This is a genomic window from Streptomyces sp. NPDC051561 (assembly GCF_044454195.1).
In the GTDB taxonomy this organism is placed as follows: domain Bacteria; phylum Actinomycetota; class Actinomycetes; order Streptomycetales; family Streptomycetaceae; genus Streptomyces.
Window position 1 is genome coordinate 51,659 of sequence record NZ_JBITDM010000004.1, and the last position, 25,340, is coordinate 76,998.

The 25,340-nt window shown below is 68.4% G+C and carries 22 protein-coding genes and 1 tRNA gene; 13 read left to right on the top strand and 10 right to left on the bottom strand.

Features of this window, described 5'->3' with window-relative positions; genetic code table 11:
- Positions 1 to 579 precede the first annotated feature (579 nt).
- A complete protein-coding gene (locus ACIA73_RS11130) occupies positions 580 to 1,326 on the top strand; it encodes a DUF1838 family protein (RefSeq protein ID WP_399438117.1) in 747 nt (248 codons plus the stop codon).
- 39 nt (positions 1,327 to 1,365) lie between these two features.
- On the opposite strand, the gene ACIA73_RS11135 is transcribed toward ACIA73_RS11130, so the two are convergent.
- Together ACIA73_RS11135 and ACIA73_RS11140 are read right to left on the bottom strand one after the other, a co-directional pair.
- The gene (locus ACIA73_RS11135; protein WP_399438118.1) at positions 1,366 to 2,271 is read right to left on the bottom strand and encodes a hypothetical protein; all 906 of its coding nucleotides are present in this window, start codon (positions 2,269 to 2,271) and stop codon (positions 1,366 to 1,368) included.
- 697 nt (positions 2,272 to 2,968) lie between these two features.
- Positions 2,969 to 3,679, bottom strand: a complete 711-nt coding sequence (locus ACIA73_RS11140) for a DUF5324 family protein (protein WP_399438119.1) — start codon at positions 3,677 to 3,679, stop codon at positions 2,969 to 2,971.
- Between the two features lie 388 nt (positions 3,680 to 4,067).
- Between ACIA73_RS11140 and ACIA73_RS11145 the strand changes: the two genes are divergently transcribed.
- Both ACIA73_RS11145 and ACIA73_RS11150 read left to right on the top strand, forming a co-directional pair.
- Entirely contained in the window at positions 4,068 to 4,598 is a 531-nt protein-coding gene (locus ACIA73_RS11145; protein ID WP_399438120.1) for a peptidylprolyl isomerase, read from the top strand.
- Between the two features lie 99 nt (positions 4,599 to 4,697).
- A complete protein-coding gene (locus tag ACIA73_RS11150) occupies positions 4,698 to 5,609 on the top strand; it encodes a rhomboid family intramembrane serine protease (RefSeq protein ID WP_399438121.1) in 912 nt (303 codons plus the stop codon).
- 409 nt (positions 5,610 to 6,018) lie between these two features.
- Here ACIA73_RS11150 and crgA read toward each other — a convergent pair whose 3' ends face one another.
- Complete coding sequence (crgA, locus tag ACIA73_RS11155; protein ID WP_399438122.1) at positions 6,019 to 6,276, bottom strand: cell division protein CrgA; 258 nt, start codon at positions 6,274 to 6,276, stop codon at positions 6,019 to 6,021.
- A gap of 450 nt (positions 6,277 to 6,726) precedes the next feature.
- On the opposite strand from crgA, the gene ACIA73_RS11160 reads away from it, so the two are divergent.
- The 6 genes from ACIA73_RS11160 (at position 6,727) to ACIA73_RS11185 (ending at position 11,246) form a co-directional block, all read left to right on the top strand.
- Entirely contained in the window at positions 6,727 to 7,446 is a 720-nt protein-coding gene (locus ACIA73_RS11160; protein ID WP_399438576.1) for a DUF881 domain-containing protein, read from the top strand.
- A 28-nt stretch (positions 7,447 to 7,474) separates the two neighbouring features.
- On the top strand, positions 7,475 to 8,179 hold the full coding sequence (locus ACIA73_RS11165; RefSeq protein ID WP_399438123.1) for a class E sortase: 705 nt from the start codon (positions 7,475 to 7,477) through the stop codon (positions 8,177 to 8,179).
- A gap of 81 nt (positions 8,180 to 8,260) precedes the next feature.
- Positions 8,261 to 8,440 (top strand): hypothetical protein, encoded by a 180-nt coding sequence (locus tag ACIA73_RS11170; RefSeq protein ID WP_399438124.1) that lies wholly within the window; start codon positions 8,261 to 8,263, stop codon positions 8,438 to 8,440.
- Entirely contained in the window at positions 8,437 to 9,081 is a 645-nt protein-coding gene (locus ACIA73_RS11175) for an aminodeoxychorismate/anthranilate synthase component II (protein ID WP_399438125.1), read from the top strand. The genes ACIA73_RS11170 and ACIA73_RS11175 overlap by 4 nt, the downstream gene beginning before the upstream one ends.
- Positions 9,078 to 10,451, top strand: a complete 1,374-nt coding sequence (locus ACIA73_RS11180; RefSeq protein WP_399438126.1) for a class E sortase — start codon at positions 9,078 to 9,080, stop codon at positions 10,449 to 10,451. Before ACIA73_RS11175 ends, ACIA73_RS11180 begins: the two co-directional genes overlap by 4 nt.
- Before the next feature lie 60 nt (positions 10,452 to 10,511).
- Positions 10,512 to 11,246 carry a class E sortase gene (locus tag ACIA73_RS11185; protein ID WP_399438127.1) on the top strand — a complete coding sequence of 245 codons (735 nt, stop codon included), beginning with the start codon at positions 10,512 to 10,514 and terminating at the stop codon, positions 11,244 to 11,246.
- Between the two features lie 97 nt (positions 11,247 to 11,343).
- Here the strand turns inward: ACIA73_RS11185 and pknB are convergent, their stop codons facing one another.
- The 6 genes from pknB to ACIA73_RS11215 form a co-directional block, all read right to left on the bottom strand.
- Positions 11,344 to 13,341, bottom strand: coding sequence for a Stk1 family PASTA domain-containing Ser/Thr kinase (gene pknB / locus ACIA73_RS11190; RefSeq protein ID WP_399438128.1), 1,998 nt, complete (start codon positions 13,339 to 13,341; stop codon positions 11,344 to 11,346).
- 343 nt (positions 13,342 to 13,684) lie between these two features.
- Entirely contained in the window at positions 13,685 to 15,145 is a 1,461-nt protein-coding gene (locus ACIA73_RS11195) for a peptidoglycan D,D-transpeptidase FtsI family protein (RefSeq protein WP_399438129.1), read from the bottom strand.
- Entirely contained in the window at positions 15,142 to 16,557 is a 1,416-nt protein-coding gene (locus ACIA73_RS11200) for an FtsW/RodA/SpoVE family cell cycle protein (protein WP_399438131.1), read from the bottom strand. Before ACIA73_RS11200 ends, ACIA73_RS11195 begins: the two co-directional genes overlap by 4 nt.
- 14 nt (positions 16,558 to 16,571) lie before the next feature.
- On the bottom strand, positions 16,572 to 18,062 hold the full coding sequence (locus tag ACIA73_RS11205; RefSeq protein WP_399438132.1) for a Stp1/IreP family PP2C-type Ser/Thr phosphatase: 1,491 nt from the start codon (positions 18,060 to 18,062) through the stop codon (positions 16,572 to 16,574).
- 150 nt (positions 18,063 to 18,212) lie between these two features.
- Positions 18,213 to 18,737 (bottom strand): FHA domain-containing protein, encoded by a 525-nt coding sequence (locus ACIA73_RS11210; protein WP_399438133.1) that lies wholly within the window; start codon positions 18,735 to 18,737, stop codon positions 18,213 to 18,215.
- Positions 18,738 to 18,747: 10 nt separating this feature from the next.
- Positions 18,748 to 19,596 (bottom strand): FhaA domain-containing protein, encoded by an 849-nt coding sequence (locus ACIA73_RS11215; RefSeq protein ID WP_399438134.1) that lies wholly within the window; start codon positions 19,594 to 19,596, stop codon positions 18,748 to 18,750.
- A 310-nt stretch (positions 19,597 to 19,906) separates the two neighbouring features.
- Here ACIA73_RS11215 and ACIA73_RS11220 point away from each other — a divergent pair.
- Both ACIA73_RS11220 and ACIA73_RS11225 read left to right on the top strand, forming a co-directional pair.
- A tRNA-Leu gene (locus ACIA73_RS11220) sits at positions 19,907 to 19,989 on the top strand.
- Between the two features lie 108 nt (positions 19,990 to 20,097).
- Positions 20,098 to 21,867 carry a glycosyltransferase gene (locus ACIA73_RS11225; RefSeq protein WP_399438135.1) on the top strand — a complete coding sequence of 590 codons (1,770 nt, stop codon included), beginning with the start codon at positions 20,098 to 20,100 and terminating at the stop codon, positions 21,865 to 21,867.
- A 47-nt stretch (positions 21,868 to 21,914) separates the two neighbouring features.
- On the opposite strand, the gene ACIA73_RS11230 is transcribed toward ACIA73_RS11225, so the two are convergent.
- Entirely contained in the window at positions 21,915 to 22,313 is a 399-nt protein-coding gene (locus ACIA73_RS11230; RefSeq protein ID WP_399438577.1) for a MarR family winged helix-turn-helix transcriptional regulator, read from the bottom strand.
- A 287-nt stretch (positions 22,314 to 22,600) separates the two neighbouring features.
- Between ACIA73_RS11230 and ACIA73_RS11235 the strand changes: the two genes are divergently transcribed.
- Complete coding sequence (locus ACIA73_RS11235) at positions 22,601 to 23,683, top strand: hypothetical protein (RefSeq protein ID WP_399438136.1); 1,083 nt, start codon at positions 22,601 to 22,603, stop codon at positions 23,681 to 23,683.
- Positions 23,684 to 23,869: 186 nt separating this feature from the next.
- Positions 23,870 to 25,309, top strand: a complete 1,440-nt coding sequence (locus ACIA73_RS11240) for a DUF2252 domain-containing protein (protein ID WP_399438137.1) — start codon at positions 23,870 to 23,872, stop codon at positions 25,307 to 25,309.
- Positions 25,310 to 25,340: the final 31 nt, after the last annotated feature.

A 25,340-nucleotide genomic window follows, 5' to 3' on the forward strand; every position in this document is an offset into this window, starting at 1 on the left:
GCATTGAGTACCGGACGGGAGCACGCTTGGAGCGTGCTGGCAGGTGCAGACGGGCGATGCCATCCGGAAGACTGGCACGCACCGCTCCGTGCCAGCGAATCCACAATGCTGGGTGCCCGCGGAGAGCCTCGTCACGGAGTTTGCCAACGGCGGTACTGACGTCCTCTCGGTCGATCTCGATGGCGATCGGAGGGCCGTTCTCACGAACCACGCGGAGATCCAGATAGGCCATCCAGGGCGGTGACCAGTACCAGACGCAGCCCCCATGCACCCTGCGAGGCGGGTCGATGTAGCGCACGAGTGCCTCCGCGTAGCACCTCCAGCCCGACGCATGAGCCCACCCGACTACCGCCAGGGTGATACATCGGGTTGCCTCCGATCCGGTGAGCCCAGTGAAGGTGAGTCCGGCTTCCGAGAGATGCGTGCGTAAGGCACTGGCGAGGATCACAGACTCGTCATCCGCCATAGTTTCGCTGGCCATCCGCGGATTCTCTCCCCCAGCACTGACAACGGCCGGGCCATCGCCCCTGAGCAGCGGAAACGTGCAAGACGGAGGGGTGATCGTGCAGGCTGGATGTCATGACGACACCCGCAGAGCTTCTTCGTTCCTTCGCTCGCACCCGGGCCTCACTCGATGGTGAGGAAGTCACGTACTGGTGGTCCGGTGACGTGTACTCCTGGGCTCCCGACGAGCCCTATCAGCGCCTCTTCGGGTTCGAGGGGCTCAACGTCTCGCGCCTGGTCGAGGACCCCGAGAACGGTCCGGACGCCTACCAGCTCCTCACCCGCGAGGCCGCCTTCTACCTGGACCCGATGACCCGGGAAATCCTGGAGACCTGGCAGGACCTGCCAGTGGTGCACATCTGGAACGACCCCGCAAATCAGAAGTGGCGCCCCTTCCCGATCCCGACGACCGACCTTGGCGATCAGGTCTGCTTCAGCCTGGAAATCCCGCTCGCCTACCCCTCGCCGCTGCCGGTGGCCGATTACCCGCTCGCCTCCGCCGACGACACGTACAAGGCCCTCGAACTCTTCCAGTTCTTCGCGGACCGCGCCGACCTGGCCGGGGACGCGCCCAGCGTCCCGGCATCGATGTCGTGGAGCCGGATGTCCCCGTGGCTTCCGTGGATGGGCCGCGGGCAGCAGCCGGGCGGCCTCACCTACCACTGTCGGGGCCGCAAGCTCGGTTCGTACGAAGAGGTACCCGAGCGCACCCGCGCCTACATCGCCGACCACCACCCGGAGTTCGCCCACGCCCCGGAGAACTGGAGCGCTCCGAACGAGACCAGTTGGACGTACTTCCGCAAGCTCCACCCGCCGAAGTAGCTGCCCCGAGGTACGGGCCAGACTCGGGCCTGAGGCGTATCAGCGCCTCTTGGCCCGAGTTCCGGCTCGCTCGAAGACAGGCCTGGCGAGACCCAAGGTGTTGCCGAGGACCGTTACGAAGCCGTTGGCCTGTTGGCGAGCCGCCTGTTCTTGGTCTGCGGGTAGCTCGAAGATGTCGGCCAGTCCGCCGGCCTGGGTCATCAGTTGTGGGCGATGCTGCTGGTACTGCTCCCACTGCCGACGGTGTTCCTCGCGCGCACGCAGCAACGCCGCCTCGGTGACGCTCTCGAAAGCCAACTCGCTGTTCGTCTGATGCCGTAATTCCCACATGGCGACAGCCGTGTCTGTGGTCAGAGGGGCTTGCGGAGGTCCGAGGCCACGCACGATCTCGGGAAGGCCGAGGCGGCGCCACGGACTGGCCACGGCACTGAGGGTGTCCGCGACAGCGTCCCAGTTCGGCTTGCCGGACTCTTCTCCTTGGAGAATCCAGGCTTTGGCCGTGGCGAGCTGACTTCTCGTCGCCGAAGGGTGCGCGAACTGGTCGATCACCCTCTGGGCGCTCTCCTTACGACGCACAGCCGACTTGATGCCCGCTGATAGGGCGTGGGTCCGAAGTGCTCGGCGTGCTTGCGCGGTGGGGATCACCGCGTCATCGAGGTACCACATGTGCAACACGATCGGGATCATCGTCCTGTAGGGCGTGCGCGGCAGTGTGGTCCGAAGGCGCGCGGCGTGCAGCTCGTAGGAGAGGCGACGCTGCCCGCTGGGGAAGATGGCCGGGTCGCTACCTCGCTGTGTGCTCTTCCGACGTACAGGGGGCGCCAGCAGCCCGTATTCCACGTGGTTCTTCACCGTGCGCTGGGTGACCTCAACACCGAGCGCACGGGCGTCGGCTACGAGATCTTCCGCAGTTCCGGGTTCCCATCCGCCGTCCCAATTCGCCACCTCTGGAACGTACATCGAGATTCGAGGTCCGGGACGGGACATCAGCGATGTTGCTGCCGCAGTGTGAAGCCGTGACAGAGAGCCTTGCACCACACCTTCTGGCGGAGTCGGTGGCGCAGGGCCCGACAACCCATGAGGAGGCTGTATGCACAACCGTACGCGTCGCCCAGCGCGGCGCCGCCGCTACGCTCAGACGGGTCAGAACCCACGAACCAGTGAGGTCCTGCACCGTTGTGTTCAGACGAGCGCGGCGGCTGTTGCCGCCGCGGTAACCACCAAACTCGTCGACTTCCTGTTGTCTCTCACCGGCCTCAAGTGAGGGTGCTCCTCAGCGGTTCGGGCAGCTGTTTCACGCGAGAGCCGAGTTTTCGGTGATTTGCTTGAGCGCAGGTGCTGAAATGGAGGTTCTTCCCATGCTGGTGGGGAAGCGGCGAACCGGTCTTGTTGCAGGTGCAATGCACTGAGAGAGCGTGTTGACGTGTCAGCACGGGGGGCAGATCGAGGTGGATGGAGCCAGACAGAGGAGGGTCGAAACAGGGTCTAATGTCCGACTCTTCGGCAAAACCCCAGGTCGGAAAGGTAACGATCTCGGGTTCGAATCTCCTAGGCTCCACAATCGGAACACAAAGAGACCCCCTGACCTGCTGAGATGCAGGTCAGGGGGTCTCTTTTTTCGGTACAGGGTGGAACAGGCGGGTCAGCGGTCCTTGGGGTCCGCGGCCTCTGCCTCGGCCTGCTTGGCCTGGACCTCGGGGTCGAGGACGGCCTGGCCGCTGCCGTCGACCGAGGTCAGCGGGGCGCGGTCACGGACCTCGGTGGCGGCCGGGGGCTCCACCAGCCAGTCCGGGTTGGCCTGCTTGTCCCACCACTTCCATGCGGCGAACGCGCCGCCCGCCAGCAGACCCACCACGGCCAGACGCTTGGCGAGGCGTCCCGAACGGGCCCGGCGCTCGTGCTTGCGCACCAGCTTCTGGACCTCCTTCGCGGACACCTGACCACGCAGTGCGGCCAGCGCGGCCGTGCTGCGGGCCGCCGCTTCCTCGCGTACCGGCTGGGCCGCCGCGACCGCGTGCTCGACGCGCGGGCCCGCATAGTCCGCTGCCTGCCGGGCGGCCTTCCTCGTCACCTTGGCCGCCTTGTGCGCGGCCTCGTCGACACGGGCCGGTACATGAGTGAGGGCCTGCTCGACATGGGGGGCCAGACGTGCTTCGTACTGGGCGCGGGCCTGGTCCGCCGCTTGATGGGTGGCGTGGGAAACCCGGGGGGCGATACGAGTCCGGGCTTCGTGCGCGTAGTGCACGGCCGTGTCCTTGGCCGTGCCGGCGTAGGGCGCCACCACTTCGGCGGCGTGTCGCACGCTGTCCCTCGCCGTACTGGTCGCGTGGCGCACGCTGTCCTTACGGGTCACGGAAATCCTCCTCCTCGGTGGCGCTTCGTGTATGCGCCTTTCCACCCAAATCGAAATCATGCCCGCCAAGAGCATTCCTGGCATGTGCGGGCGGGCATCCGGGTCATCAGCGGCCCGGAATCGAACGTCGGTAAGCCAACGGCCGGAGCTCGAACGCTCGGACTCGACCGGCCAGGAATGTCGACCATGGGGCAAATACGGTGCAAGGGGAACTCCGGACGACAATGCCACGCTTCGCGCCCGTGCGCGCCGGTTCCGTACGGACTCGTCCGAAGAAAGCCGGTCGGCCCCGGGCCCGGGCCGGGCTGCCCGGGAGAGGGCCGTGCGAGGATCGACGCGCGCCTGCACCAGCCCGGCAGGCGCGAAGACTTCAGCGGAAGGCAGACCCGTGGCCGAGCAGCTTTACGCCACCCTCAGGACCAGCCTGGGCGACATCGAGATCCGGCTGCTGCCGTTCCACGCCCCCAAGACCGTGCGGAACTTCGTCGAGCTGGCCAAGGGTGAGCGCGAGTGGACCAACCCCAGCACCGGTGAGCGGACCACGGACAAGCTGTACGACGGCACGATCTTCCACCGGGTGCTCAGCGGCTTCATGATCCAGGGCGGCGACCCGCTCGGGAACGGTCTGGGCGGCCCCGGCTACGAGTTCGCGGACGAACTCCACCCCGAACTCAGCTTCAACAAGCCCTATCTGCTGGCGATGGCCAACGCGGGGCCCGGCGGGACGAACGGCTCGCAGTTCTTCATCACTGTCCAGCCGACGATGTGGCTCAACCGCAAGCACACCATTTTCGGCGAGGTTGTGGGCGAGGCGGGCCGCAAGGTCGTGGACGCCATCGTCCGCGCCGAGGTCAACTCGCGCACCGAGCGCCCGGTTCAGGACATCGTGCTGGAGACGGTCGTCGTCGAGACGCGCTGATGTTGCCGGGGCGCGTTGATGCCGTCGAGACGCGTTGATGTCGTCGGGACGCACTTATTCCGTGACACCACACGTGCGAAGGCCGTGACAATGGACGGCATGGAGCAGCCGCCGAAGAGCCCGGACCAGCCGCCCGCCGACGCAGCGGACGCGGTGCCGCACTGTTACCGGCACCCGGACCGGGAGACCGGCATCCGGTGCACCCGCTGCGAGAAGCCGATCTGCCCCGACTGCATGGTCGACGCCTCGGTGGGCTTCCAGTGCCCGGACTGCGTGAGCAACGGCTCCGGCACCGGCCACGCGCCGGGCGCCAACCAGCCGCGGAACGTGGTCGGCAGTGCGCTGCGCGGGGGCGATCCGCGGCTGGTCACCAAGATTCTGGTGGGGCTGAATGTGGCGGTGTTCGCCGCCGTCCACCTGCTTCCGTCGGGCGGTGCGCTCGTGCGGGACTTCTACCTGATCGGCGGCTACAACGCGGCCCCGGTCTTCAGCGTGGGCGTGGCCGGCGGCGAGTGGTACCGGCTCTTCACCTCGATGTTCCTGCACGAGGAGATCTGGCACATCGCGTTCAACATGCTGGGCCTGTGGTGGCTGGGCGGCCCGCTGGAGGCTGCGCTGGGGCGGGGCAGGTTCATTGCGCTCTACCTGCTGTCGGGGCTTGCGGGCAGCGCGATGACGTACGCGATCGACGCCCCGAACCAGCCTTCACTCGGCGCCTCCGGGGCGATCTTCGGACTGCTCGGCGCCACAGCCGTACTGATGAAGCGCATGAACTACGACATGCGGCCCGTGATCGCCCTGCTCGTGATCAACCTGATCTTCACCTTCGGCGGCAGCAACATCGCCTGGGAGGCCCACATCGGCGGTCTCGTCGCCGGCGTGATCCTCGCCCTCGGCCTGGTGCACGCCCCGCGCGAGAAGCGGACCCTCGTTCAGGCGGGGACCTTCGGCCTGGTCTTCGTCGCGGTGCTGGTGACGGTGCTGGTCAGAACGGCTTCACTGACGGTGTGACGGCTGTGGGCGGGCCGCAGCCGGGCCTTGGGCCGGGCTGCGGCCGGGCTGTGAGGAAGTGACTGAGGAAGGGACTTTTGACCCGCTCCTCCGCGCGTTGTCCACAGCGTCCGGCCAAAGCTGTGCATGCGGCGGGAAAGCAGGGGAACAACTGAGCCCCTTGTCGCTGAGCTGGGTTTTCCCGGCCAGAACAAGGGGCGTCAGAGGGGCGTGGGGTGAGGATGCGATCACACTGGCGTCAACAGCGTGAGAGTTATCCACAGATCGTCGTAACTTTTCCTCAGGTGTGGATAACGCTGTGGACAGCTATGGGGAGGGCTTGTGCGGCGGGCCCGGAAATGCGGTGTCGAGCTGCCGCCAAGAGCCTCGGTTCTGCCACCGAGAGCCGCGGTTCAGCCGCGCTGAGCTGCTACTTCCACTGGGTGGAGACGCCGAAGCCGGCGGCGATGAAGCCGAAGCCGACCACGATGTTCCAGTTCGCCAGGCTCTTGATCGGCAGGTCGCCCTCCGTCACGTAGAACAGCACGATCCAGGCGAGACCGATGAGGAACAGCGCCAGCATCACCGGTGCGACCCAGCTACGGCTGGTCAGCTTGATGGCTGTCGCCTTCTTCGTGGGAGCCGGAGGCGTGGAATCGGGCTTCTTGCGGATACGTGACTTCGGCACGAGGGACTCTCCTGTCGATGCGCTGCGTGACCGCGCAGGGAACTGTGGCGTGACGCCAAGGGGCAGGGCGGGAGCCGACGGGGACACACTGCCTCCCCCGGGCGTCCGTTAGCGTAGTGCTTCCGCGGCGTCGAAGGAGATAAGGGTATGAGCAATTCTGCCGACGCCCCAGACCGGTCCCCGGATCAGCCATCGGAACAGCCGCCGAATCGGCCGTTGGACCGGTTGTCGGACCGGTCGTCCGGAAAGGCCCCCGATCAGTCCTCGCAGCGGCCGTCGGGCGCTCCCGCGAAGCTCACCCCGGAACCGCTCGCAGGCCCGCTCCCGGACGAGACCGCCGGTCCTTTCACGGACAGGCCCGCAGGCCCTGTCGCAGACGGGGCAGCAGATTCCCTCCCGGACGAGTCCCCCGAGGACGCCGCCGGCTCCTCTCCAGTACGTCGCCGGAACCTGCGCCCCGTCCGGCTGCTCACCGCCGCCGTCTTCGCCCTCGCCGGGCTGATCTTCGTCACCAGTTTCAACGCGGCCAAGGGCACCAACATCCGCACCGACGACTCCCTGCTGAAGCTCTCCGATCTCACCCGCCAGCGCAGCGAGAAGAACGAGGAGCTGGAGAAGACCACCGGCCGCGTCCGCGAACAGGTGGACGCCCTGGCCCGCCGCGACGACGGCAGCACCCAGGCCGAGGACGCCAAGCTGGGGCAGCTGGAGAAGGCTGCCGGGACCAAGAAGGTCGCTGGTCAGGGCCTCACCGTCACCCTCAACGACGCCCCGCCCGGCGCCACCGCCAACCCCGGCTACCCCAAGCCGCACCCCAATGACCTGGTCATCCACCAGCAGGACCTCCAGGCCGTCGTCAACGCCCTCTGGGAGGGCGGCGCCCAGGGCATCCGGATCATGGACCAGCGCCTCATCTCCACCAGCGCCGTCCGCTGCGTCGGCAACACCCTGATCCTCCAGGGTCGCGTCTACTCGCCGCCGTACACCGTCACCGCCGTCGGCGACCGGGGCAGCCTCAAGAAGTCGCTGACCGCCTCCCCGGCGCTTCAGAACTACCAGCTGTACGTCCAGGCGTACGGCCTCGGCTGGAAAGTCGACGAGCACGAAGCGGTGACTCTGCCCGGCTACTCGGGCACAGTGGATCTCCACTACGCGAAGCCCGTGCAGTAGCGGAAGCAGGAGCGGAAGGGGGACTGCCGTGTCATTACGACTGGCGGTGCGGACCTTCAGTGAAATCTGCATCACCGCCGGCGCCGTGATCGTCCTGTTCGTCGGGTACGTCGTCTTCTGGACCGGTGTGCAGGCCGCGGGCGCCTCCGACGGCCAGATCGAGTCGCTCCAGGACGAGTGGGCGCACCGCCCGGCCGCAGCCGCTCCGCCCCCTCCCGTGACGGGCACCGGCACTCCGGAGCCGCCGCCTCCGCCGGCGTACCGCGACGGAAGGCCCTTTGCCGTCATGTACGTCCCACGGCTCGGCAAGGAGTGGGACTGGCCCGTGCTCCAGGGAACTTCTACCCGCACCCTGAAGAAGGGGCTCGGCCACTACGCGGGGACCGCGAGCCTCGGCGAGACCGGGAACTTCGCGGTCGCCGGGCACCGCAGGACCTACGGCGACCCCTTCAAGGACTTCCCCGAGCTGCGCCCCGGCGACGCGGTGGTGCTCAACGACGGGACGACCTGGTTCACGTACCGCATCGACAACCAGCCCTACCGGACCGTTCCCAGCGACGTCGGGGTCGTCGACCCGGTGCCGCGCAAGTCCGGCTTCGACGGTCCCGGGCGGTATCTGACGCTCACCACCTGCGAGCCCGAGTGGGGCAGCAGCCACCGGCTGATCGTCTGGGCGCACCTCGACGCGACACAACCCGTGGCCAAGGGCCGGCCGCCGGCTCTGAGCGGCTGACGGGCTCCGGCTTTGAGCGGCTGACCCACCCGCTTGCCCCCGCCGTTTAGTCTGGTCACCACCGAAACGGGAAGGGGCAGCATGTACGGCTGGATCTGGCGGCATCTGCCGGGAAACGCGTGGGTGCGGGCTTTTCTCTCGCTCGTGCTGATCCTGGCGGTGGTGTACGTGCTCTTCCAGTACGTCTTCCCGTGGGCGGAGCCACTGCTTCCGTTCGGTGACGTAACGGTCGACGGCAAGAACGGATCGAACGGTTCATGAGCGCACGCATCCTGGTCGTCGACAACTACGACAGCTTCGTCTTCAACCTTGTCCAGTACCTGTACCAGCTGGGCGCCGAGTGCGAGGTGCTGCGCAACGACGAGGTCGAGCTCGCGCACGCCCAGGACGGCTTCGACGGCGTACTGCTGTCTCCCGGTCCCGGCACTCCGGAGCAGGCCGGTGTCTGCGTCGACATGGTGAAGCACTGCGCGGACAACGGGATTCCGGTGTTCGGGGTGTGCCTGGGCATGCAGTCGATGGCGGTGGCGTACGGCGGTGTGGTCGGCCGGGCGCCCGAGCTGCTGCACGGCAAGACCTCGCCGGTGCTGCACGAGGGCGCGGGCGTCTTCGCCGGGCTGCCCTCCCCGTTCACCGCGACCCGCTACCACTCGCTGGCGGCCGAGCCGGAGTCCGTGCCGGCCGAGCTGGAGGTGACCGCGCGTACCGAGGACGGGATCGTGATGGGCCTCAGGCACCGTGATCTGCCGGTCGAGGGCGTGCAGTTCCACCCGGAGTCGGTGCTGACCGAGTGGGGCCATCTGATGCTGGCCAACTGGCTGGTGCAGTGCGGTGACACCCAGGCCGTGGGGCGGTCGGTGGGGTTGGCTCCGGTGGTGGGCGCGGGCAGGGCCTCGGCGTGACGCCACTGCGCCCCGGGAACGACGGCGCCGGGTACGGGCCTCCCCAGGGAGAGGGGTACGAGGGGTACGTCGGCGAGGGGCTCGGGGCGGCGGTGGACCGGCTCGCCGATCCGCTGAACGACCCGCTGCCGGGCCATCAGGCGCCGAGCTGGGCGCGGGAGCCGCAGGGGGCGTACGACCCGTATGCGGCGCAGCAGGCGCCCGTACAACAGCCCGTGCAACAGCCCTTGTCGCAGCAGCAGTACCAGGAGCAGCAGCAGTACCGCGAGCCGCACGAGTGGTACGACCCGGAGGGGTACCGGCGGGACTGGTACGGGCAGCAGCAGGCGTACGTACCGCAGCAGCAGCCGGATCCGGAGGCGCAGGCGCAGCCGCATCAGGCGTATGCGCAGCCGCAGCAGCAGATGTACGCACAGCCGCAGCAGTTGCAGCCGCAGCCGCACCTGTCGCCGCCTCACCAGCCTCAGCCCCGTCAGCCTCAGCCTCATCAGCCCTCAGGCCGGGAGTCCTACGGCTATGAACAGCCGTTGGACGACCCGACGTTCGCCCTGCCCGCGGTCGAGCCTGACGCGCCGTCCCCGCCGCGCCCGCGAATAGCCGAGCCGGAGGCACCCGAGGGCGGTGGCCGTGCCGAGCGGCGCAGGGCTGCCCAGGGCAAGCCTGCCCGAGGCCGGGCGCAGACGACCAAGGAGGGCACCGGGGTCGTCGTCAGCCGGTTCGTCGGGGAACTGTTCATCACCTTCGGCGTGCTGATGCTGCTGTTCGTGACGTACCAGCTCTGGTGGACCAACGTCCGCGCCGGGATACAGGCGAACGGAGCCACCCACAGCCTTCAGGACGACTGGTCGAAGGGTGGCGGTACGAAGCCCAGGGCGGCCGGGGTGTTCGAGCCGGGCCAGGGCTTCGCGATCATGCACATCCCGAAGCTGGACGTGAAGGTGCCGGTCGCCGAGGGCATCGACAAGCACAAGGTGCTGGACCGGGGCATGGTCGGGCACTACGCGGACGGCAAGCTGAAGACGGCGATGCCTGCCGACAAACAGGGCAACTTCGCGGTCGCGGGCCACCGCAATACGCACGGGGAGCCGTTCCGCTATGTGAACCAGCTGGTCAAGGGCGACAAGATCGTGGTGGAGACGCAGGACGCGTTCTACACGTACGAGATGACCTCGATGCTGCCGCAGACTTCGCCGTCGAACGTCTCGGTGATCCGGCCGGTTCCGCAGGGGTCCGGATTCACCAAGCCCGGGCGCTACCTCACCCTCACCACCTGTACACCGGAATTCACCAGCACCTATCGGTTGATTGTCTGGGGCAAGATGGTCGACGAACGGCCGCGGAGCAAGGGCATGCCGCCCGCGCTCAGCTGACGCAGACCGGCTGTTGCGCACCGGCTGGAGCCGGTGACCAGGACACGAGGGACGGGTGCGGTGGCAGCGAGTACCGAGCAGGACGAGCGGACGGAACCGAAGTCGACGCCACCGCGGGCCTCGGTCGCACGGGGGCGGATCGCGGGTGCCATCAGCGTCTTCGGTGAACTGCTGATCACCGCGGGGCTGATCCTGGGCCTGTTCGTGGCGTACTCGCTGTGGTGGACCAACGTCCTAGCCGACCACGAGGCGGGCAAACAGGGCGAGGACGTACGCCACGGCTGGGACAGCGGCGGTCCTGGCGCCCGCGACATAAAGGACGGTATCGGCTTCCTCCACGTACCCGCGATGAAGAACGGCGAGGTGCTGGTCAGGAAGGGCACCGACACCAAGGGCCTCAACGCCGGTGTCGCGGGCTACTACACGGATCCGGTCAAGGCCGCTCTGCCGTGGGACAAGCAGGGCAACTTCTCGCTTGCCGCGCACCGCGACGGCCACGGCGCCAAGTTCCACAACATCGACAAGCTCAGGAACGGCGACTCGGTCGTCTTCGAGACCAAGGACACCTGGTACGTCTACAAGGTGTACGCCGCGCTGCCGGAGACCTCGAAGTACAACGTCAAGGTGCTCGACCCGGTCCCCAAGGAGTCGGGGAAGGCGAAGCCGGGCCGCTACATCACGCTGACGACCTGCACTCCGGTCTTCACGTCGAAGTACCGCTATGTGGTGTGGGGCGAGCTGGAGCGCACCGAGAAGGTGGACTCGAAGCGGACGCCGCCGCCGGAGCTGCGGTAGCGGGTCGTCGTACGGCACATTCGTACGGCGAAGGGGAGGGCCCCGGCACAGTCACTGTGCCGGGGCCCTCCCCTTCGCCGTACTCGTCGGCAGGTGTCTAGTCGTTGCCGCCGATGAAGCCGCCGTCGTCGTCGCCACCTGCGGTGGTCAAGGTGACCGCGGTGCCCTTGGCGACCGCGGTGCCGCCGGGCGGGTTGACGACCACGATCCTGGACTTCTCCTTGTCCGGCGAGCCGGGGGCGAGCTGGACGGTCAGCCCCATGCCTTCGAGCTGCCCCTTGGCGTCCCCGTACGTCTTGCCGAGGAGATCGCCCGGGATGGTGACCTGCTCGGCGGGCGGCGGGGTGGGGGTCGCGGGGGCCTTGGCGATGGTCAGCACGATCTTGGTGCTGGCCGGGGCCTTGCCCTTCGCGGACTGGGAGATGACCGTGTTCGGCGGCTTGTCCGCCGACTCCTGATCGGCCTTCTCCACGTTGTCGAAGCCCATGTCGTTGAGCGTCTTCAGCGCCGCGTCGTAAGGCTGGCCGGTCAGGTCCGGGATCTCCAGTTCCTTCTCCGTGGCGATGGTGATGGTGATCTGGGCGCCCTTCTCGGCCTTCTCACCGCCCTTGGGGCTCTGGTCGATGACCGTGCCGGTGGGCTTCTCGGACTGTTCCTTCTTGATGACGGGCACGAAGTCGTTGTTCTTGAGGCGCTTGGTGGCCCGGTCCTGGGTCTGGTCCATGACGTCGGGGACCTCGACCTTCGGGTCCCCGGCCGAGACGACGACCTTGACCTCCGTGTTCTTGGCGACCTGGCCGCTCTGCGGGGTCTGCTTGCAGACAACGCCCTTCGGCTTCTCCGCGCAGGCCTCGTCCGGTTGGCGCACCAGCTTGAGCTCGGCGGTGGTCGCCTTCTGCTGTGCCTCCGCGAACTTCAACCCGACCAGGCTGGGTACGTCGACCAGCTTGTCCTTGTCACCGTCGCCGTTGAACACCGCGTTGCCGATGAGGACTGCGCCGACGAGCACCAGGATGCCTGCGAGGACGAGCAGGATCGTCGAGGTGTTGCTCTTCTTCGGCTGCTGGCGGCGGCGGCCCTGCGGCTCGTCGTAGCCGCCGTTGCCGTTGCCGTAGTCACCGTTCCCGTTGCCGCCGACGGGCGGCATCATCGCCGTCTGGCCGCCCTGGGCCTGGCGCAGCGCGGTGGTCGGCTGGTCATTGCCGCCGTACCCGCCATAGCCGACCGCGCCCATCGCCGCGGTGGCGGCGACCGGCTGGCCGTCGAGGCACGCCTCGATGTCGGCACGCATCTCGTCGGCCGACTGGTAGCGGTAGTCGGGGTCCTTGGTCAGCGCCTTGAGGACGATGGCGTCCATCTCGGGCGTGATCTCGGGGTCGAAGTTCGACGGGGGCTGCGGCTCTTCCCGTACGTGCTGGTAGGCGACCGCGACCGGCGAGTCCCCGATGAAGGGAGGCCGCACGGTGAGCAGTTCGTACAGCAGACAGCCGGTGGAGTAGAGGTCGGAGCGCGCGTCGACCTGCTCGCCCTTGGCCTGCTCAGGGGAGAGGTACTGGGCGGTGCCGATGACGGCGGCGGTCTGGGTCATCGTCATGCCGGAGTCGCCCATCGCGCGGGCGATGCCGAAGTCCATGACCTTGACCTGGCCGGTGCGCGTCAGCATCACGTTGGCCGGCTTGATGTCGCGGTGGACGATCTGGGCGCGGTGCGAGTACTCCAGTGCCTGGAGGATCCCCACCGTCATCTCCAGGGTGCGCTCGGGGAGCAGCTTGCGCCCGGAGTGCAGGAGTTCACGAAGGGTCGATCCGTCGACGTACTCCATCACGATGTACGGGATGGATACGTTGTCGACGTAGTCCTCGCCGGTGTCGTAGACGGCAACGATCGCCGGGTGGTTGAGCGACGCGGCGGACTGGGCCTCACGGCGGAACCGGGCCTGGAAGGACGGATCGCGGGCGAGGTCCACCCGGAGCGTCTTCACAGCGACGGTGCGGCCGAGCCGGGTGTCCTGGGCGATGTAGACCTCGGCCATGCCACCACGGCCGAGCACCGAGCCCAGCTCGTACCGGCCGCCGAGGCGACGCGGCTCTTCCATAGCTAATCCAGCCCTCTCCGTCTGTCCCGACCGCACCCGTGCGTGGTCCGGCGGTGTGCTGTTCGCGCATACGGTACCGGGCGGTCCGCACCGCGTTGGCCCGCGACCGTCACCTGATACCTGACCGGTACGTCCACGAGGAAGAATGGAACCGGGTGGTGACGGGGGTCACTTCGGGCCGGTTGGTGGTGACCGTTTCACGTGAAACATCACCGTGTTCACCGCGAACTGGCTGTTTCACGTGAAACATCACCTTGTCCGGCGTCGTGGGGATGTTTCACGTGAAACATCCCCACGGGCCCCTTCCCTGCCTCCGGCCGGTCATGACCCGCCGGGCTGTGACCTACTTCGCTCGGTCGAGGACCGCCTTCATGACGTTCTTGGCGATGGGCGCGGCGAGACCGCCACCAGAGATGTCGCCACGGGCCGCTTCGCTGTCCTCGACGACGACGGCGACGGCGACCGGGGAGCCCTTGTCGGTCTTGGCGTAGGAGATGAACCAGGCGTACGGGTTCTTGTCGTTGTTGAGACCGTGCTGGGCGGTACCGGTCTTGCCGCCGACGGTGACGCCGTCGATCTGGGCGTTGCCGCCGGTGCCGTCCTTGACGACCGTCTCCATCATCTGCTGGACCTTCTGGGCGTTCTCGGGCGACAGCGGCTGGCTCATCTCGACCGGGTCGGTCTGCTTGATGTCGTCCAGGTTGGGGTCCTGCAGCTTGTCGACCATGTACGGGGTCATCAGCTTGCCGTCGTTGGCGATGGCGGCGGTGACCATGGCCATCTGGAGAGGAGTGGCGGCGGTGTCGAACTGTCCGATGGAGGACAGGGCCGTCGACGGCTCATCCATCTTCTTGGGCCAGACGCTGGCGTTGGAGCGGACGGGCGTGAACTGCTCGCTGTTGAAGCCGAACTTCTCCGCGGTCTCCTGCATCTTGTCCTTGCCGAGGTCGTAGCCGACCTTGCCGAAGACGGTGTTGCAGGACCACTGGAGCGCTACCCGCAGGCTGGCGTTCTCGCAGGGGTGGTTGCCGTCGTTGGGCAGGTCCCTCGTGGACTGCGGGAGCTTCCACGGGAACGGTGAGTCGGTCGCCGCGTCGATGTCCGTGTACTTGCCGTGCTCCAGCGCAGCGGCCGCGGTGACGACCTTGAAGGTCGAGCCCGGCGGATAGGTCTGGCGCAGCGCCCGGTTGAGCGAGATGTCGTCCGGGTTGACCTTCTTGTCGAGCTGCTTCCAGGCCTCGGCGTCGCCCATCCCCGCGATCTTGGACGGGTCGTACGACGGGGCGCTGGCGAGCGCGAGGATCTTGCCGGTCTTGGGGTCGAGGGCCGCGACGGCGCCCTTCTTGCCCTTCAGTCCCTCGTAGGCGGCGCGCTGGGCGTCGCCGTTGAGGGTGGTGACGACATTGCCGCCCTTCTTCTCCTTGCCACTGAACAGCGAGACCGTCCGGTCGAAGAAGAGCCGGTCGTCGGTGCCGGACAGGATGCCGTCGTTGATGCTCTCCAGCTGGGTGGCGCCGTAGACCTGCGAGGCGTAACCGGTGACGGGGGCCCACATTGGGCCGTCCTTGTAGGTGCGCTTGAACTTGAGGTCGCCGTTCTCGGCGGCCACGGACCCGGTGATGGCCTTGCCGTCGACGACGATGTCGCCGCGCGGGTGGGCATAACGCTCCACCAGGACACGGCGGTTGTCCTTGTGGGTCTTCAGCTCGTCGGCCTGGACGAACTGCACCCAGTTGACGCGGACGAGTAGTGCGAGGACCAGGATGCCGCAGAAGATCGCGACCCGGCGCAGGGGCTTGTTCACGGACGGACCACCTGGGTCATCTCGGCGTCGGGGGACGGGACGGGGGCGGGCGCGGGGCGCCGCGCGGTGTCGCTGATACGCAGCAGGATGGCCACCAGCGCCCAGTTGGCGATCACGGAGGAACCACCCTGCGCGATGAACGGCATGGTCATACCGGTGAGCGGGATCAGGCCGGTGACACCGCCGGCGACGACGAAGATCTGGAGCGCGAAGGCGCCGGAGAGGCCGATCGCGAGGAGCTTGCCGAAGGGGTCCCGGGCGGCCAGCGCCGTACGGATGCCGCGCTCGATGAGCAGCCCGTACAGCAGGATGATCGCCATCAGGCCGGTGAGGCCCAGTTCTTCGCCGATGGTGGCGAGGATGTAGTCGCTCTTGGGGGCGATGCCGCCGATGAAGCGGGAGTAGCCCTGGCCGAGGCCGGAGCCGAAGAGGCCACCGGAGCCGAAGGAGAACATCGACTGGGCGGTTTCGGTGACCAGTCCGCAGTTGCCCAGGGCGTCGCACTTCGTGGCCAGCGGGTTCAGCCAGTCGTTGACGCGCGATTGCACGTGGCTGGCGAAGGAGGCCACGCCGACCGCGCCCGCCGCGCTGAGGGTGAGGCCGAAGACGACCCAACTGGTCCGCTCGGTCGCGACGTACAGCATGATCACGAAGAGGCCGAAGAAGAGCAGCGAGGTGCCCAGGTCGGTCTCGAAGATCAGGATCATCAGGCTGAGCGCCCAGATCGCGAGGATCGGGCCGAGGTCGCGTCCGCGCGGGAGGTACATCCCCATGAAGCGGCGGCTGGCTAGGGCGAGCGCGTCGCGCTTCACCATCAGATAGCCCGCGAAGAAGATCGCAATGATGATTTTGGCGAACTCGCCCGGCTGGAGGGAGCCGAGGCCGGGGATGGTGATCCAGATCTTCGCGCCGTTCACGCCGGGGAAGAACATCGGCAGGATCAGCAGGACGAGCGCCACGACCATCGAGATGTACGTGTAGCGCTGGAGTACGCGGTGGTCCTTGAGGACGAACAGGACCAGCAGGAAGAGCGCGACACCCACCGTCGACCACATCAGCTGCTTGGCCGCCATGGGCCCGCCGAGTTTGGCGCTGGTGATGAGCGGCTCCTGGTCGAGCCGCCAGATGATCACCAGGCCCAGCCCGTTGAGCAGGGTCGCGATCGGCAGCATCAGCGGGTCCGCGTACCTGGCGAACTTGCGCATCATCAGGTGCGCGACGCCTGCCAGCAGGCTCAGCCCGACGCCGTAACCGAGCATGCCTGCCGGCAGGCTGCCGTCCTTGGCGAGGCCCACATTGGCGTACGCGAAGACCGGGATGGCGACGGCGAACGCGAGCATGAACAGCTCCGTGTTGCGCCTGCTGGGTGCTTCGATCGCGCCGATGGTGGTCGTGTTGGTGACAACGCTCATAAGTGGAGGGCCCCCTACGGTGTGGCCGGCTTACCGCACTGCGAGGCCAGTTCCTGCTCTTCCTCGGAGAGGGTGGGGCCGGGAGCGGGGGCGCTCGGAGTGGGTGTGGCCGCGTTCGGCGGATTCTTGCCGGGCGTGGTGCCGGGCTTGGGCGTGGGCGACGGCTTCGCCGCCGGGGGTGCGGTGCGCTGCTTGGACTTCTTCTCGCAGGCGGACGCCTGGAGCGCGAGCTTCTCGATCTTCTCGCGCGCCTGGGCGAGGTCGCTGGCGGGCAGTGACTCCCTGACCTCCTTGGCCTGGAAGTCCGGGAGGTACTTGAGTTCGATATCGGGGTGGTCCTTCTCGATCTCCGAGAGGGAGACCCACGGAAGGTCCTGGTCGACGCCGCGGTAGAGCGCGACGTGCTCCTCGTTGGCCCCGACGTAGTACTGGGTCTGCGTCCAGCGGTAGCCGCCGTACAGACCGCCGCCGATGACGGCCAGCGCGAGGATCAGGTAGACGGATCTTTTGAACCACTTGCGGCCGGGGGACTTCACGAAGTCCTCGCCGTTGTACATGTCGAAGGTGTCGTCCAGCCCTCCGCCGTACCCGCCGCTGCCTGCCGGGCCGAAGCTCCCCGAGGGGGACTGCGACGGTGACGGGGACGCGGGGCGGCCGAGACCGGCGGCGCGTCCGGCCGGGGTCTGCATGGCGCGGGTGTCGCCGAGCTGCATCTGGTTCTCGGCGACGGCGCCGACGACGACCGGGGTGTCGTTGAGCTGTCCGGCCAGGGTGTCGTTGCCGTCGACATCCAGGACGTCGGCCACGATGCAGGTGATGTTGTCGGGACCGCCGCCGCGCAGCGCCAGCTCGATCAGGTGCTGGACGGTGTCCTGCGGGCCCTGATAGCTGGCGAGCGTCTCTTCCATCGTCTGGTGGGAGACGACGCCTGACAGTCCGTCGGAGCAGATCAGATAGCGGTCGCCGGCCCGCACCTCACGGATGGAGAGGTCCGGTTCGACGTGGTCGCCGCTGCCCAGCGCGCGCATGAGGAGGGACCTCTGCGGGTGGGTGGTGGCCTCTTCCTCGGTGATGCGGCCCTCGTCGACGAGGCGCTGTACCCAGGTGTGGTCCTGCGTGATCTGGGTGAGGACGCCGTCGCGCAGCAGATAGGCGCGGGAGTCCCCGACATGTACGAGGCCCAGGCGCTGGCCGGTCCAGAGCAGGGCGGTGAGCGTGGTGCCCATGCCCTCCAGCTGGGAGTCCTCCTCGACCATCATGCGCAGCTGGTCGTTGGCCCGCTGCACGGCCGTGCCCAGGGAGGTCAGAATGTCCGACCCGGGTACGTCGTCGTCGAGCTGGACCAGGGTCGAGATCACCTCGGAGGAGGCGACCTCCCCCGCGGCCTGGCCGCCCATGCCGTCGGCGATCGCGAGAAGGCGGGGGCCGGCATAGCCGGAGTCCTCGTTCCCCTCCCGGATCATGCCCTTGTGCGATCCGGCTGCGAAGCGCAGAGACAGACTCATACGCACCTCACCCGTCGGCTCCGGGTACACCGGGTTTCGAGCCACACTGCCCACCCTCCGGTCGGGAGCGCGCACGGGCCCGTACACAGGGCGCCATGGCCCCGTGCCGGGGCCGCTGCGGCTCGCTCGCTCCGCTCGCTCATTGTCGTACTACTTCCGCAGCTCGATGACGGTCTTGCCGATGCGGATCGGCGCGCCCAGCGGAATCGGTTGCGGCGTGGTGAGCCGGTTCCGGTCGAGATAGGTGCCGTTGGTCGAACCCAGGTCCTCGACGATCCAGTTGCCGTCGCGGTCCGGATAGATCCTGGCATGCCTGCTGGACGCGTAGTCGTCGTCCAGCACGATCGTCGAATCGTGCGCGCGGCCGAGCGTGATGGTCTGCCCCTGGAGCGCCACCGTGGTTCCGGTGAGGCTGCCTTCGGAGACGACCAGCTTGGTCGGTGCGCCGCGGCGCTGGCGTTGTTGCTGGGGCGGGGGGGCCTGCTGGCGTCCCCCACCGGTGTTCTGCTGCTGTTGCTGGGCACGCGTGTCGGACGCATTGCCGCGGCGTGAGCCGCGCTGCGTGACACGAGTGCCGAACAGGTCGCTGCGGATGACCTGGACGGCCACAATCACAAATAGCCACAGGACAGCTAGGAAACCTAGCCGCATGACCGTCAGGGTCAGCTCTGACATTGCCCCCGCTTCACCCTTCGGCTTGCCGGTAAACGATGGTGGTACTGCCCACGACGATCCGCGAGCCGTCGCGGAGCGTAGCGCGGGTGGTGTGCTGCCCGTCCACCACGATGCCGTTTGTGGACCCGAGATCCTGGATCGTCGAGGGCGTACCGGTACGAATCTCGCAGTGCCGGCGCGAGACGCCGGGGTCGTCGATCCGTACGTCGGCTTCGGTGCTGCGTCCCATCACGAGGGTGGGACGTGAGATCTGGTGGCGGTTGCCGTTGATCTCGATCCAGTGTCTGGTCTGGGCGCCGGGCATCGGGCCGGGAGCGCGGCGGTCGGCCGCCGGTGCGGGGCGCACGGGACCGCCGGGGCTCCCGGGCGGGGCCTGGGGCATGGGCGGCGGTGCGCCGCCGGACGCGGGCGGGTAGCCGTAACCGCCGCCACGGGGGGCGGAGGGGGCTGCGGGGCCGCTGTCCGGGGCGGCGACCTGCGAGGTGCTGGAGGCGAGTGTGCGGCTGCGTACTCGGTAGAGACCTGTGTCGAGGTCCTCCGCCTTCTCCAGATGGACCTTGATCGGTCCCATGAAGGTGTAGCGCTGCTGCTTCGCGTAGTCGCGGACCAGACCGGAGAGCTCGTCGCCCAGCTGGCCGGAGTACGGGCTCAGGCGCTCGTAGTCCGGGGTGCTGAGCTCGACGATGAAGTCATTGGGGACGACGGTCCGCTCGCGGTTCCAGATCGTCGCGTTGTTGTCGCACTCGCGCTGGAGGGCGCCGGCGATCTCGACGGGCTGGACCTCGGACTTGAAGACCTTGGCGAAGGTGCCATTCACCATGCCTTCGAGCTTTTGTTCGAAACGCTTCAGGACTCCCATGGGGCACCTCCTCCGTCGTTGTCGTCCTGGTACTGCTTACTGATCGTATCCACGCGCCGGGAAAACGGCTGGTTCCCCTTGTCCGCCCAGTCCATGAGTGTCACCCCTCACAAGGGATCGTAGAGGTGGCTTCCTGACAGTGTCCCGTACGCGTCCTGCTCCCTTGAGGAGTGGGTGCCGGAGGCGGTCGTTCCACTGGCGGGTCCCCGCAAACTATGCGTGTGAATCCACCCCGACCACCGTGCTAATCTTCTTCTTGTCGCCAACCGGTCGCACAAACCAGTGCGGAAAATCGAACGACATCACTCATGCGCGAGTGGCGGAACGGCAGACGCGCTGGCTTCAGGTGCCAGTGTCCTTAGGGACGTGGGGGTTCAAATCCCCCCTCGCGCACTTCAGAGATTCGGGTCTCACCGTGAAAACGGTGGGGCCCGTTTCTGTTTGTCCGTTTGTTGTTCGTTGTGTGCTGCTCGTTGCGCAGTGCGGGGGTCGGAGGCGGTTGTGCGGCGGTCGGTTCTGTTCATGGTCGGTGCGGTGGTGCTGACGGGGCTGGCGGCGGCGCAGCAGTTGATGCTGGCCGTCGGGCTCGGGGGCTGGCTGCCCGGGTGGCAGCCGTGGCCCTATCTCTTGATCGCGGCGGTGCTGTGGTGGGCAGCGAAGCCCCGGTGGGTGGAGAACGGGCCGATGGGTGGTGGAGTTCCCACTTCCGGTTCTTCGGGTTCTTCCGCTGATTCCGCCGCTTCCGGTTCTTCTGGTGTGTGGACGCGTGCGGAGACGTGGCTGCGGCTGGTTCCGGTGTGGGTGTACGTCCTCGTGGTGCTGGCCCTGGCTGCCGGTGCGTGGGCGTGGTTGCAGGACTTCGAGCCGTATCTCGGTCATGAGGAAGCGGTCTACGCGAACAAGGCACGTTTCTGGCTGGACGGGACGCCGGACGCGGGCTGGGGCGTCTACCGTCCGGTGGGGCTGCCCGCGCTGGGCACGGTCGCGCTGTGGCTGTCGGGGTACGAGGGGTACACGTCCGGCGGCGGCGTGGGCGCGCTGCGGGCGGTCGCCCTGTTCCTCGCGCTGGTGATGCTCTGCACGACGTACCTGGTGGCCCGCGCATGGATGACGCCGCGACGGGCCGTGGTGGTGGTCCTGGTGCTGCTGAGCGGGCTGGGGTTCCTGCGGCGGGTGCCCGAGTACCTCAATGACATCGGGTCCACGGCGTTGCTGTTGATCGTGGTTTTCCTGCTGGTCACGGCGGTCGAAAAGGCGGGGACCACGGCGGGTGCGCGGGCGCTGCTGCTGGCGCCCTTCGCCGTGCTGGCTGCCTTCTATCTGCGGTACGGAGTGGTGGGCAACCTCGTGGCCGTGGCGCTGGCGGGGGTCTTCGCTTACGGACCGCGGGCCTGGGTGGCGCTCGGGTGGCGGCTGTGGGCAGCTGTCGGGGTGATCGCCCTGGGCCTGGTACCGCACCTTCTTTACGCGGTGGAGCGCACCGGTGAGCCGCTTGGAATGATTCTGTCGGCGACCTCGCAGGCGAACCGGGAGTACGTGGGCGACGGGCTGGTCTATTACCTGAGCGTCTTCCCCTACCGGCTGGCCGGAGATCTGGGCGCGGTGGTGATGACGGCCGGGGTGTGCGCGGCGTTCGCGGCCTGGCGGCGGGTGCGGAAGGGGGCGGAGGAGCTGCCGGGTCATTTCAATGACCGGCGGCGGGTGTTCCTCGGGTCCGCGGCGCTGCTGGTGTTCGTGGTGCTGGGGGTGGCGACGGACGGGGAGCCGCGCTTCGTCTACCTGCCGGTGACGCTGCTCACCGTCCTGGGTGTCCAGGCTGTGGCGGAGTTCACCCGGGCGTGGGCGCCGCGGGTGCTCGCCGTGGTGGCGGCGCTGGCCGGGCTGACGGTGCTCGGTACGGCGCAGGTGGTGGCGCACGGGGCGATGCCGGGCCCGACGGCACTGGGTGTCTCGACGGTGCCGGTGGCGCGGGCGCTGGCGGCGCAGGACGGGGAGAAGTGCCTGATCGTCACCGGGTACGAGCCGGAGTTCGGCTGGTACTCCGGGTGCGATGCCGTGACGTACCGGCAGTACAGGGAGCGGGTGCGCGAGGGGAAGCAGGTGCCCGCGGGAACCCGGGTGAGCTTTGTGCGATTTGAGAAGGGGAGGTTGCAGCCGGACGCGACGGGGGTACGTCAGCTGGTCGGTGGACGGGACGCGACGGTGCTGCGGATGCCGGCGGCGGAGGGCGGGTCGGCGGGGGCGGCGACGGTGTGGAGTGTGCGGTTCTAGGCCCTGGTGGACGTTTCACGTGAAACATCCCTCAGTGCGTGGGGTCCTCAGGTGCGGCTGTGGTCGTTGTAGCGCAGCAGGTACGAGGCGAAGCGGGTGAGGTCGGCTTCGCTCCAGTCGGCGAGGCGTTCCTGGTAGGCGGCGTGACGGCTGGCGTGGGTGGCGATGAGGGTGGCTGCGCCCGCCTCGGTGGGGTGCAGGACCTGGACGCGGTGGTCGTCGGGGTCGGGGCGCCGTTCCACCAGACCGAGTTTCTCCAGGGCGGTGAGCTGCCGGCTGACGGTGGATTTGTCGAGCATGTAGTGGGCGGCGAGGTCGGTGGCGCGGCAGCCCTGCTGGTCGTTGATGTGCGCGAGGAGCGTGTACGAGACCAGGGGCAGCTCCGGGTGCAGGCGCGCGGCGGTGGCACGGGCCCGGCGGGCGAAGGCGGTCAGCTCGCGCTCGATGGTGTCGACGGCGGTGGCGCGTCGGGCGGTCCCGGTGTCCGGGGAGGCTTCGGTGTCGTGGGGGCCCGGAGAGCCCTGTGGGTTCGCTGAGTCTCGTGGGTCTGCCGGGTCCCCGGGCTCCGCAGAGTCCTGAGCCCGGGAATTGTGCGGGGTCATGTGGGGTTTGCCCTTCGCTCGATTGGTTGTAGAGTACATCCAATGAGGTGGTTGTAAATGCCAACCACTGTGTTCTGTTGTGCCGTTTCGCGCCCTGTCCCGGGCCTTTCCGTGTGTGCTGGAGTCGGTTGATGTCTGCGTCCCCCATAGGTCCGAGCAGTACGTCGGCGTCGCTGCGGCACGTCCTTGGCCACCTCGTCGCCCCGCTGCTGATGTGCATCGGGATGGGGCTGGCCTACCTCGGTGCCTTCCACGCCCCCGAGCCGCACAACCTGCGGGTGGACGTCGTCGGCTCCGGGCCGAGCGCGCAGGTGCTGGCCCAGACGCTGCACGACAAGGGGGCGGGCGCGCTGGACGTGAGCACCGTCGCGGACCGGGACCAGGCGCGGTCGCAGCTCCTGAACCGGGAGATCTACGGGGCGTATCTGCCGGGCGCCAAGCCCGAGTTGATCGTCGCCACGGCCGGTTCCGACACCACGGCCACCGTCGTCGAGAAGGTCTTCACCGAGCTGGCCGCACAGCAGGGCGCGCCGCTCAAGGTGACGGATGTGGCGCCCGTGTCGGAGGGGGACCCGACAGGGCAGGGGTTGTTCTTCCTGCTCGTGGCGCTGAGCATCGGCTCGTACGCCTCGGTCGCGGTGATCGGAGGTGCCGGTGCGGTGCTGCCGCTGCGGATCAGGGCGCTGCTCGCGGTCGGGATGTCACTGGTGGTGAGCGCGATCGGGGCGGTCTTCGCGGGGCCGCTCTTCCACCTGGTGGATCAGGGGCTCGCCGGGGTGTGGGCGATGTCGTGGATCTACTCGGCGGGCATCCTGCTGATCGGCGTCGGTCTGCACACCTTCCTCAAGCGGTGGACGACGCTGGGCGTGATGGTGCTCTTCGTGATGCTCAACTTCACCAGTTCCGGTGGCATCTTCCGGCCCGAGCTCCAGTCCGGCTTCTTCGCCGCGCTGCACTCCTTCTGGAATGGGGCCGGCTTCATCGAAGGTGCGCGCGGACACGTGTACTTCGACGGGGCGGGCGTGGGACGGAGCGTGCTGGTGCTGGCGCTGTGGTTCGTGGCGGGCGTGGCCGTGATGGGCATCGCGGCGGCGGGTGAGGCGGCGCGGCGCCGGCGGGCGGCCGCCGGGGCGCCCGAGACGGGAGCGCAGCTGGCCGGGCCCGGGCGCGCGGAGCCGGTGGAGGAGGAGCTGGAGGAGGCGGTCGGCGTGTGAGCCGGGTGCGAACGGCAGTGAGGGGAGCGGCTCGGGACCTGGTCCGGGGCCGTTCTTCATACTTTTCCGGGGTTATCCACAGGGGGCCGGAGCGGCTGCGGGGCAACGGCGTTACGGTCATGGGGAGTTGATCGCACGGCCGGCTCGAACGGCCGCTGAAGAGGTACGGAACGGGGGTGGCGGCACGTGACGAGCGAGGCCGGGTACAAGGTGGGGGCCGGGCTGGGCAGCAGTCGGATACCGGTGGTGGAGGGATTCGCGCCGCGTGCGGCCGGGGCCGGGGAGCGGAGGTCGCGCAAGGCGGAGGGGAAGGCGCTGCGGGAGAGGGCGCCGCGGTCGGCGCACCGCACGCTGACGCTCGACGCCGGGCGGCCGGACGCGGTGCGTGCGGTCGAGGAGTCCAGCCGGGGGCGGGTCGCCTCGCTCACTCCGATACGGGTGGGCCGGATGGCGGCCAGCCCCTTCTCCTTCCTGCGCGGTGCGGCCGGGCTGATGGCGTACGACCTCGCGGGCACCCCCGTCACGGGGACGGCCGCCCAGCTGTGCGGTGACGCGCACGCGGCGAACTTCGGGCTCTACGGGGACGCCAGGGGCCGGCTGGTCATCGACCTCAACGACTTCGACGAGACGGTGGTCGGACCGTGGGAGTGGGATGTGAAACGGCTCGCGGCCTCGCTGGTGCTGGCGGGGCGTGAGGCGGGGGCCGACGAGGACACCTGCCGGCAGGGGGCGTTCGACACGGTCGGCGCTTACCGGCGGACGATGCGGCTGATGGCGAAGCTGCCCGTGGCCGACGCGTGGAACGCGATAGCCGACGAGGAACTCGTCTCCCACACCGACGCCCGCGACCTGCTCGGCACGCTGGAGCGGGTCTCGGAGAAGGCCCGCAAGAACACCAGCGCCCGGTTCGCGGCCCGGTCCACCGAGCGTGCGGATGACGGGAGCTGCCGGTTCGTGGACGCGCCGCCGGTGCTGCGCAGGGTGCCGGACGAGGAGGCGGCAGCCGTGGCCTCGGCGCTTGGCGAGTACCTGGGGACGGTCGCCCAGGACCGGCTGCCGTTGCTCGCCCGGTACGCGATACACGACGTGGCGTTCCGGGTGGTCGGTACCGGCAGCGTCGGCACCAGGTCGTACGTGGTGCTGCTGCTCGACCACCGGGGCGAGCCGCTGGTGCTCCAGGTGAAGGAGGCCCGGGCCTCCGTCCTCGCCCCGTACCTGCCGAAGGCGGGCTTTCCGCTACCCGAGCCGGTCCACGAGGGCCGGCGAGTGGTCCTCGGGCAGAAGCGGATGCAGGTGGTCAGCGACATCCTGCTCGGCTGGTGCACGGTTGACGGGCTGCCCTTCCAGGTGCGGCAGTTCAGAAACCGCAAGGGGAGCGTCGACCCGGCGGCACTCGCCGCCGATCAGGTCGACGACTACGGCCGGATGACTGGCGCCCTGCTGGCCCGGGCCCACGCCCACAGCGCCGACCCACGGACCGTCGCCGGCTATCTGGGGAAGAACGAGGAGTTCGACGAGGCGGTCGCCGACTTCGCGGTCGCGTACGCGGACCGCACGGAGGCGGACCACGCGGTGCTGGTGGAGGCGGTGCGGACGGGGCGGATCGCGGCGGAGACGGGGGTGTGAGGGGGACGGCCGCCTGCGTGGAGGCGGGACC

Bases quoted from the DNA above. Each gene is read 5' to 3' on its own strand.
- pknB (WP_399438128.1), bottom strand. From the start codon at position 13,341: ATGGAAGAGCCGCGTCGCCTCGGCGGCCGGTACGAGCTGGGCTCGGTG.
- ACIA73_RS11150 (WP_399438121.1), top strand. From the start codon at position 4,698: ATGGAGCAGCCGCCGAAGAGCCCGGACCAGCCGCCCGCCGACGCAGCG.
- ACIA73_RS11130 (WP_399438117.1), top strand. From the start codon at position 580: ATGACGACACCCGCAGAGCTTCTTCGTTCCTTCGCTCGCACCCGGGCC.
- ACIA73_RS11205 (WP_399438132.1), bottom strand. From the start codon at position 18,062: ATGAGTCTGTCTCTGCGCTTCGCAGCCGGATCGCACAAGGGCATGATC.
- ACIA73_RS11210 (WP_399438133.1), bottom strand. From the start codon at position 18,737: ATGTCAGAGCTGACCCTGACGGTCATGCGGCTAGGTTTCCTAGCTGTC.
- ACIA73_RS11215 (WP_399438134.1), bottom strand. From the start codon at position 19,596: ATGGGAGTCCTGAAGCGTTTCGAACAAAAGCTCGAAGGCATGGTGAAT.
- ACIA73_RS11170 (WP_399438124.1), top strand. From the start codon at position 8,261: ATGTACGGCTGGATCTGGCGGCATCTGCCGGGAAACGCGTGGGTGCGG.
- ACIA73_RS11235 (WP_399438136.1), top strand. From the start codon at position 22,601: ATGTCTGCGTCCCCCATAGGTCCGAGCAGTACGTCGGCGTCGCTGCGG.
- ACIA73_RS11200 (WP_399438131.1), bottom strand. From the start codon at position 16,557: ATGAGCGTTGTCACCAACACGACCACCATCGGCGCGATCGAAGCACCC.
- ACIA73_RS11175 (WP_399438125.1), top strand. From the start codon at position 8,437: ATGAGCGCACGCATCCTGGTCGTCGACAACTACGACAGCTTCGTCTTC.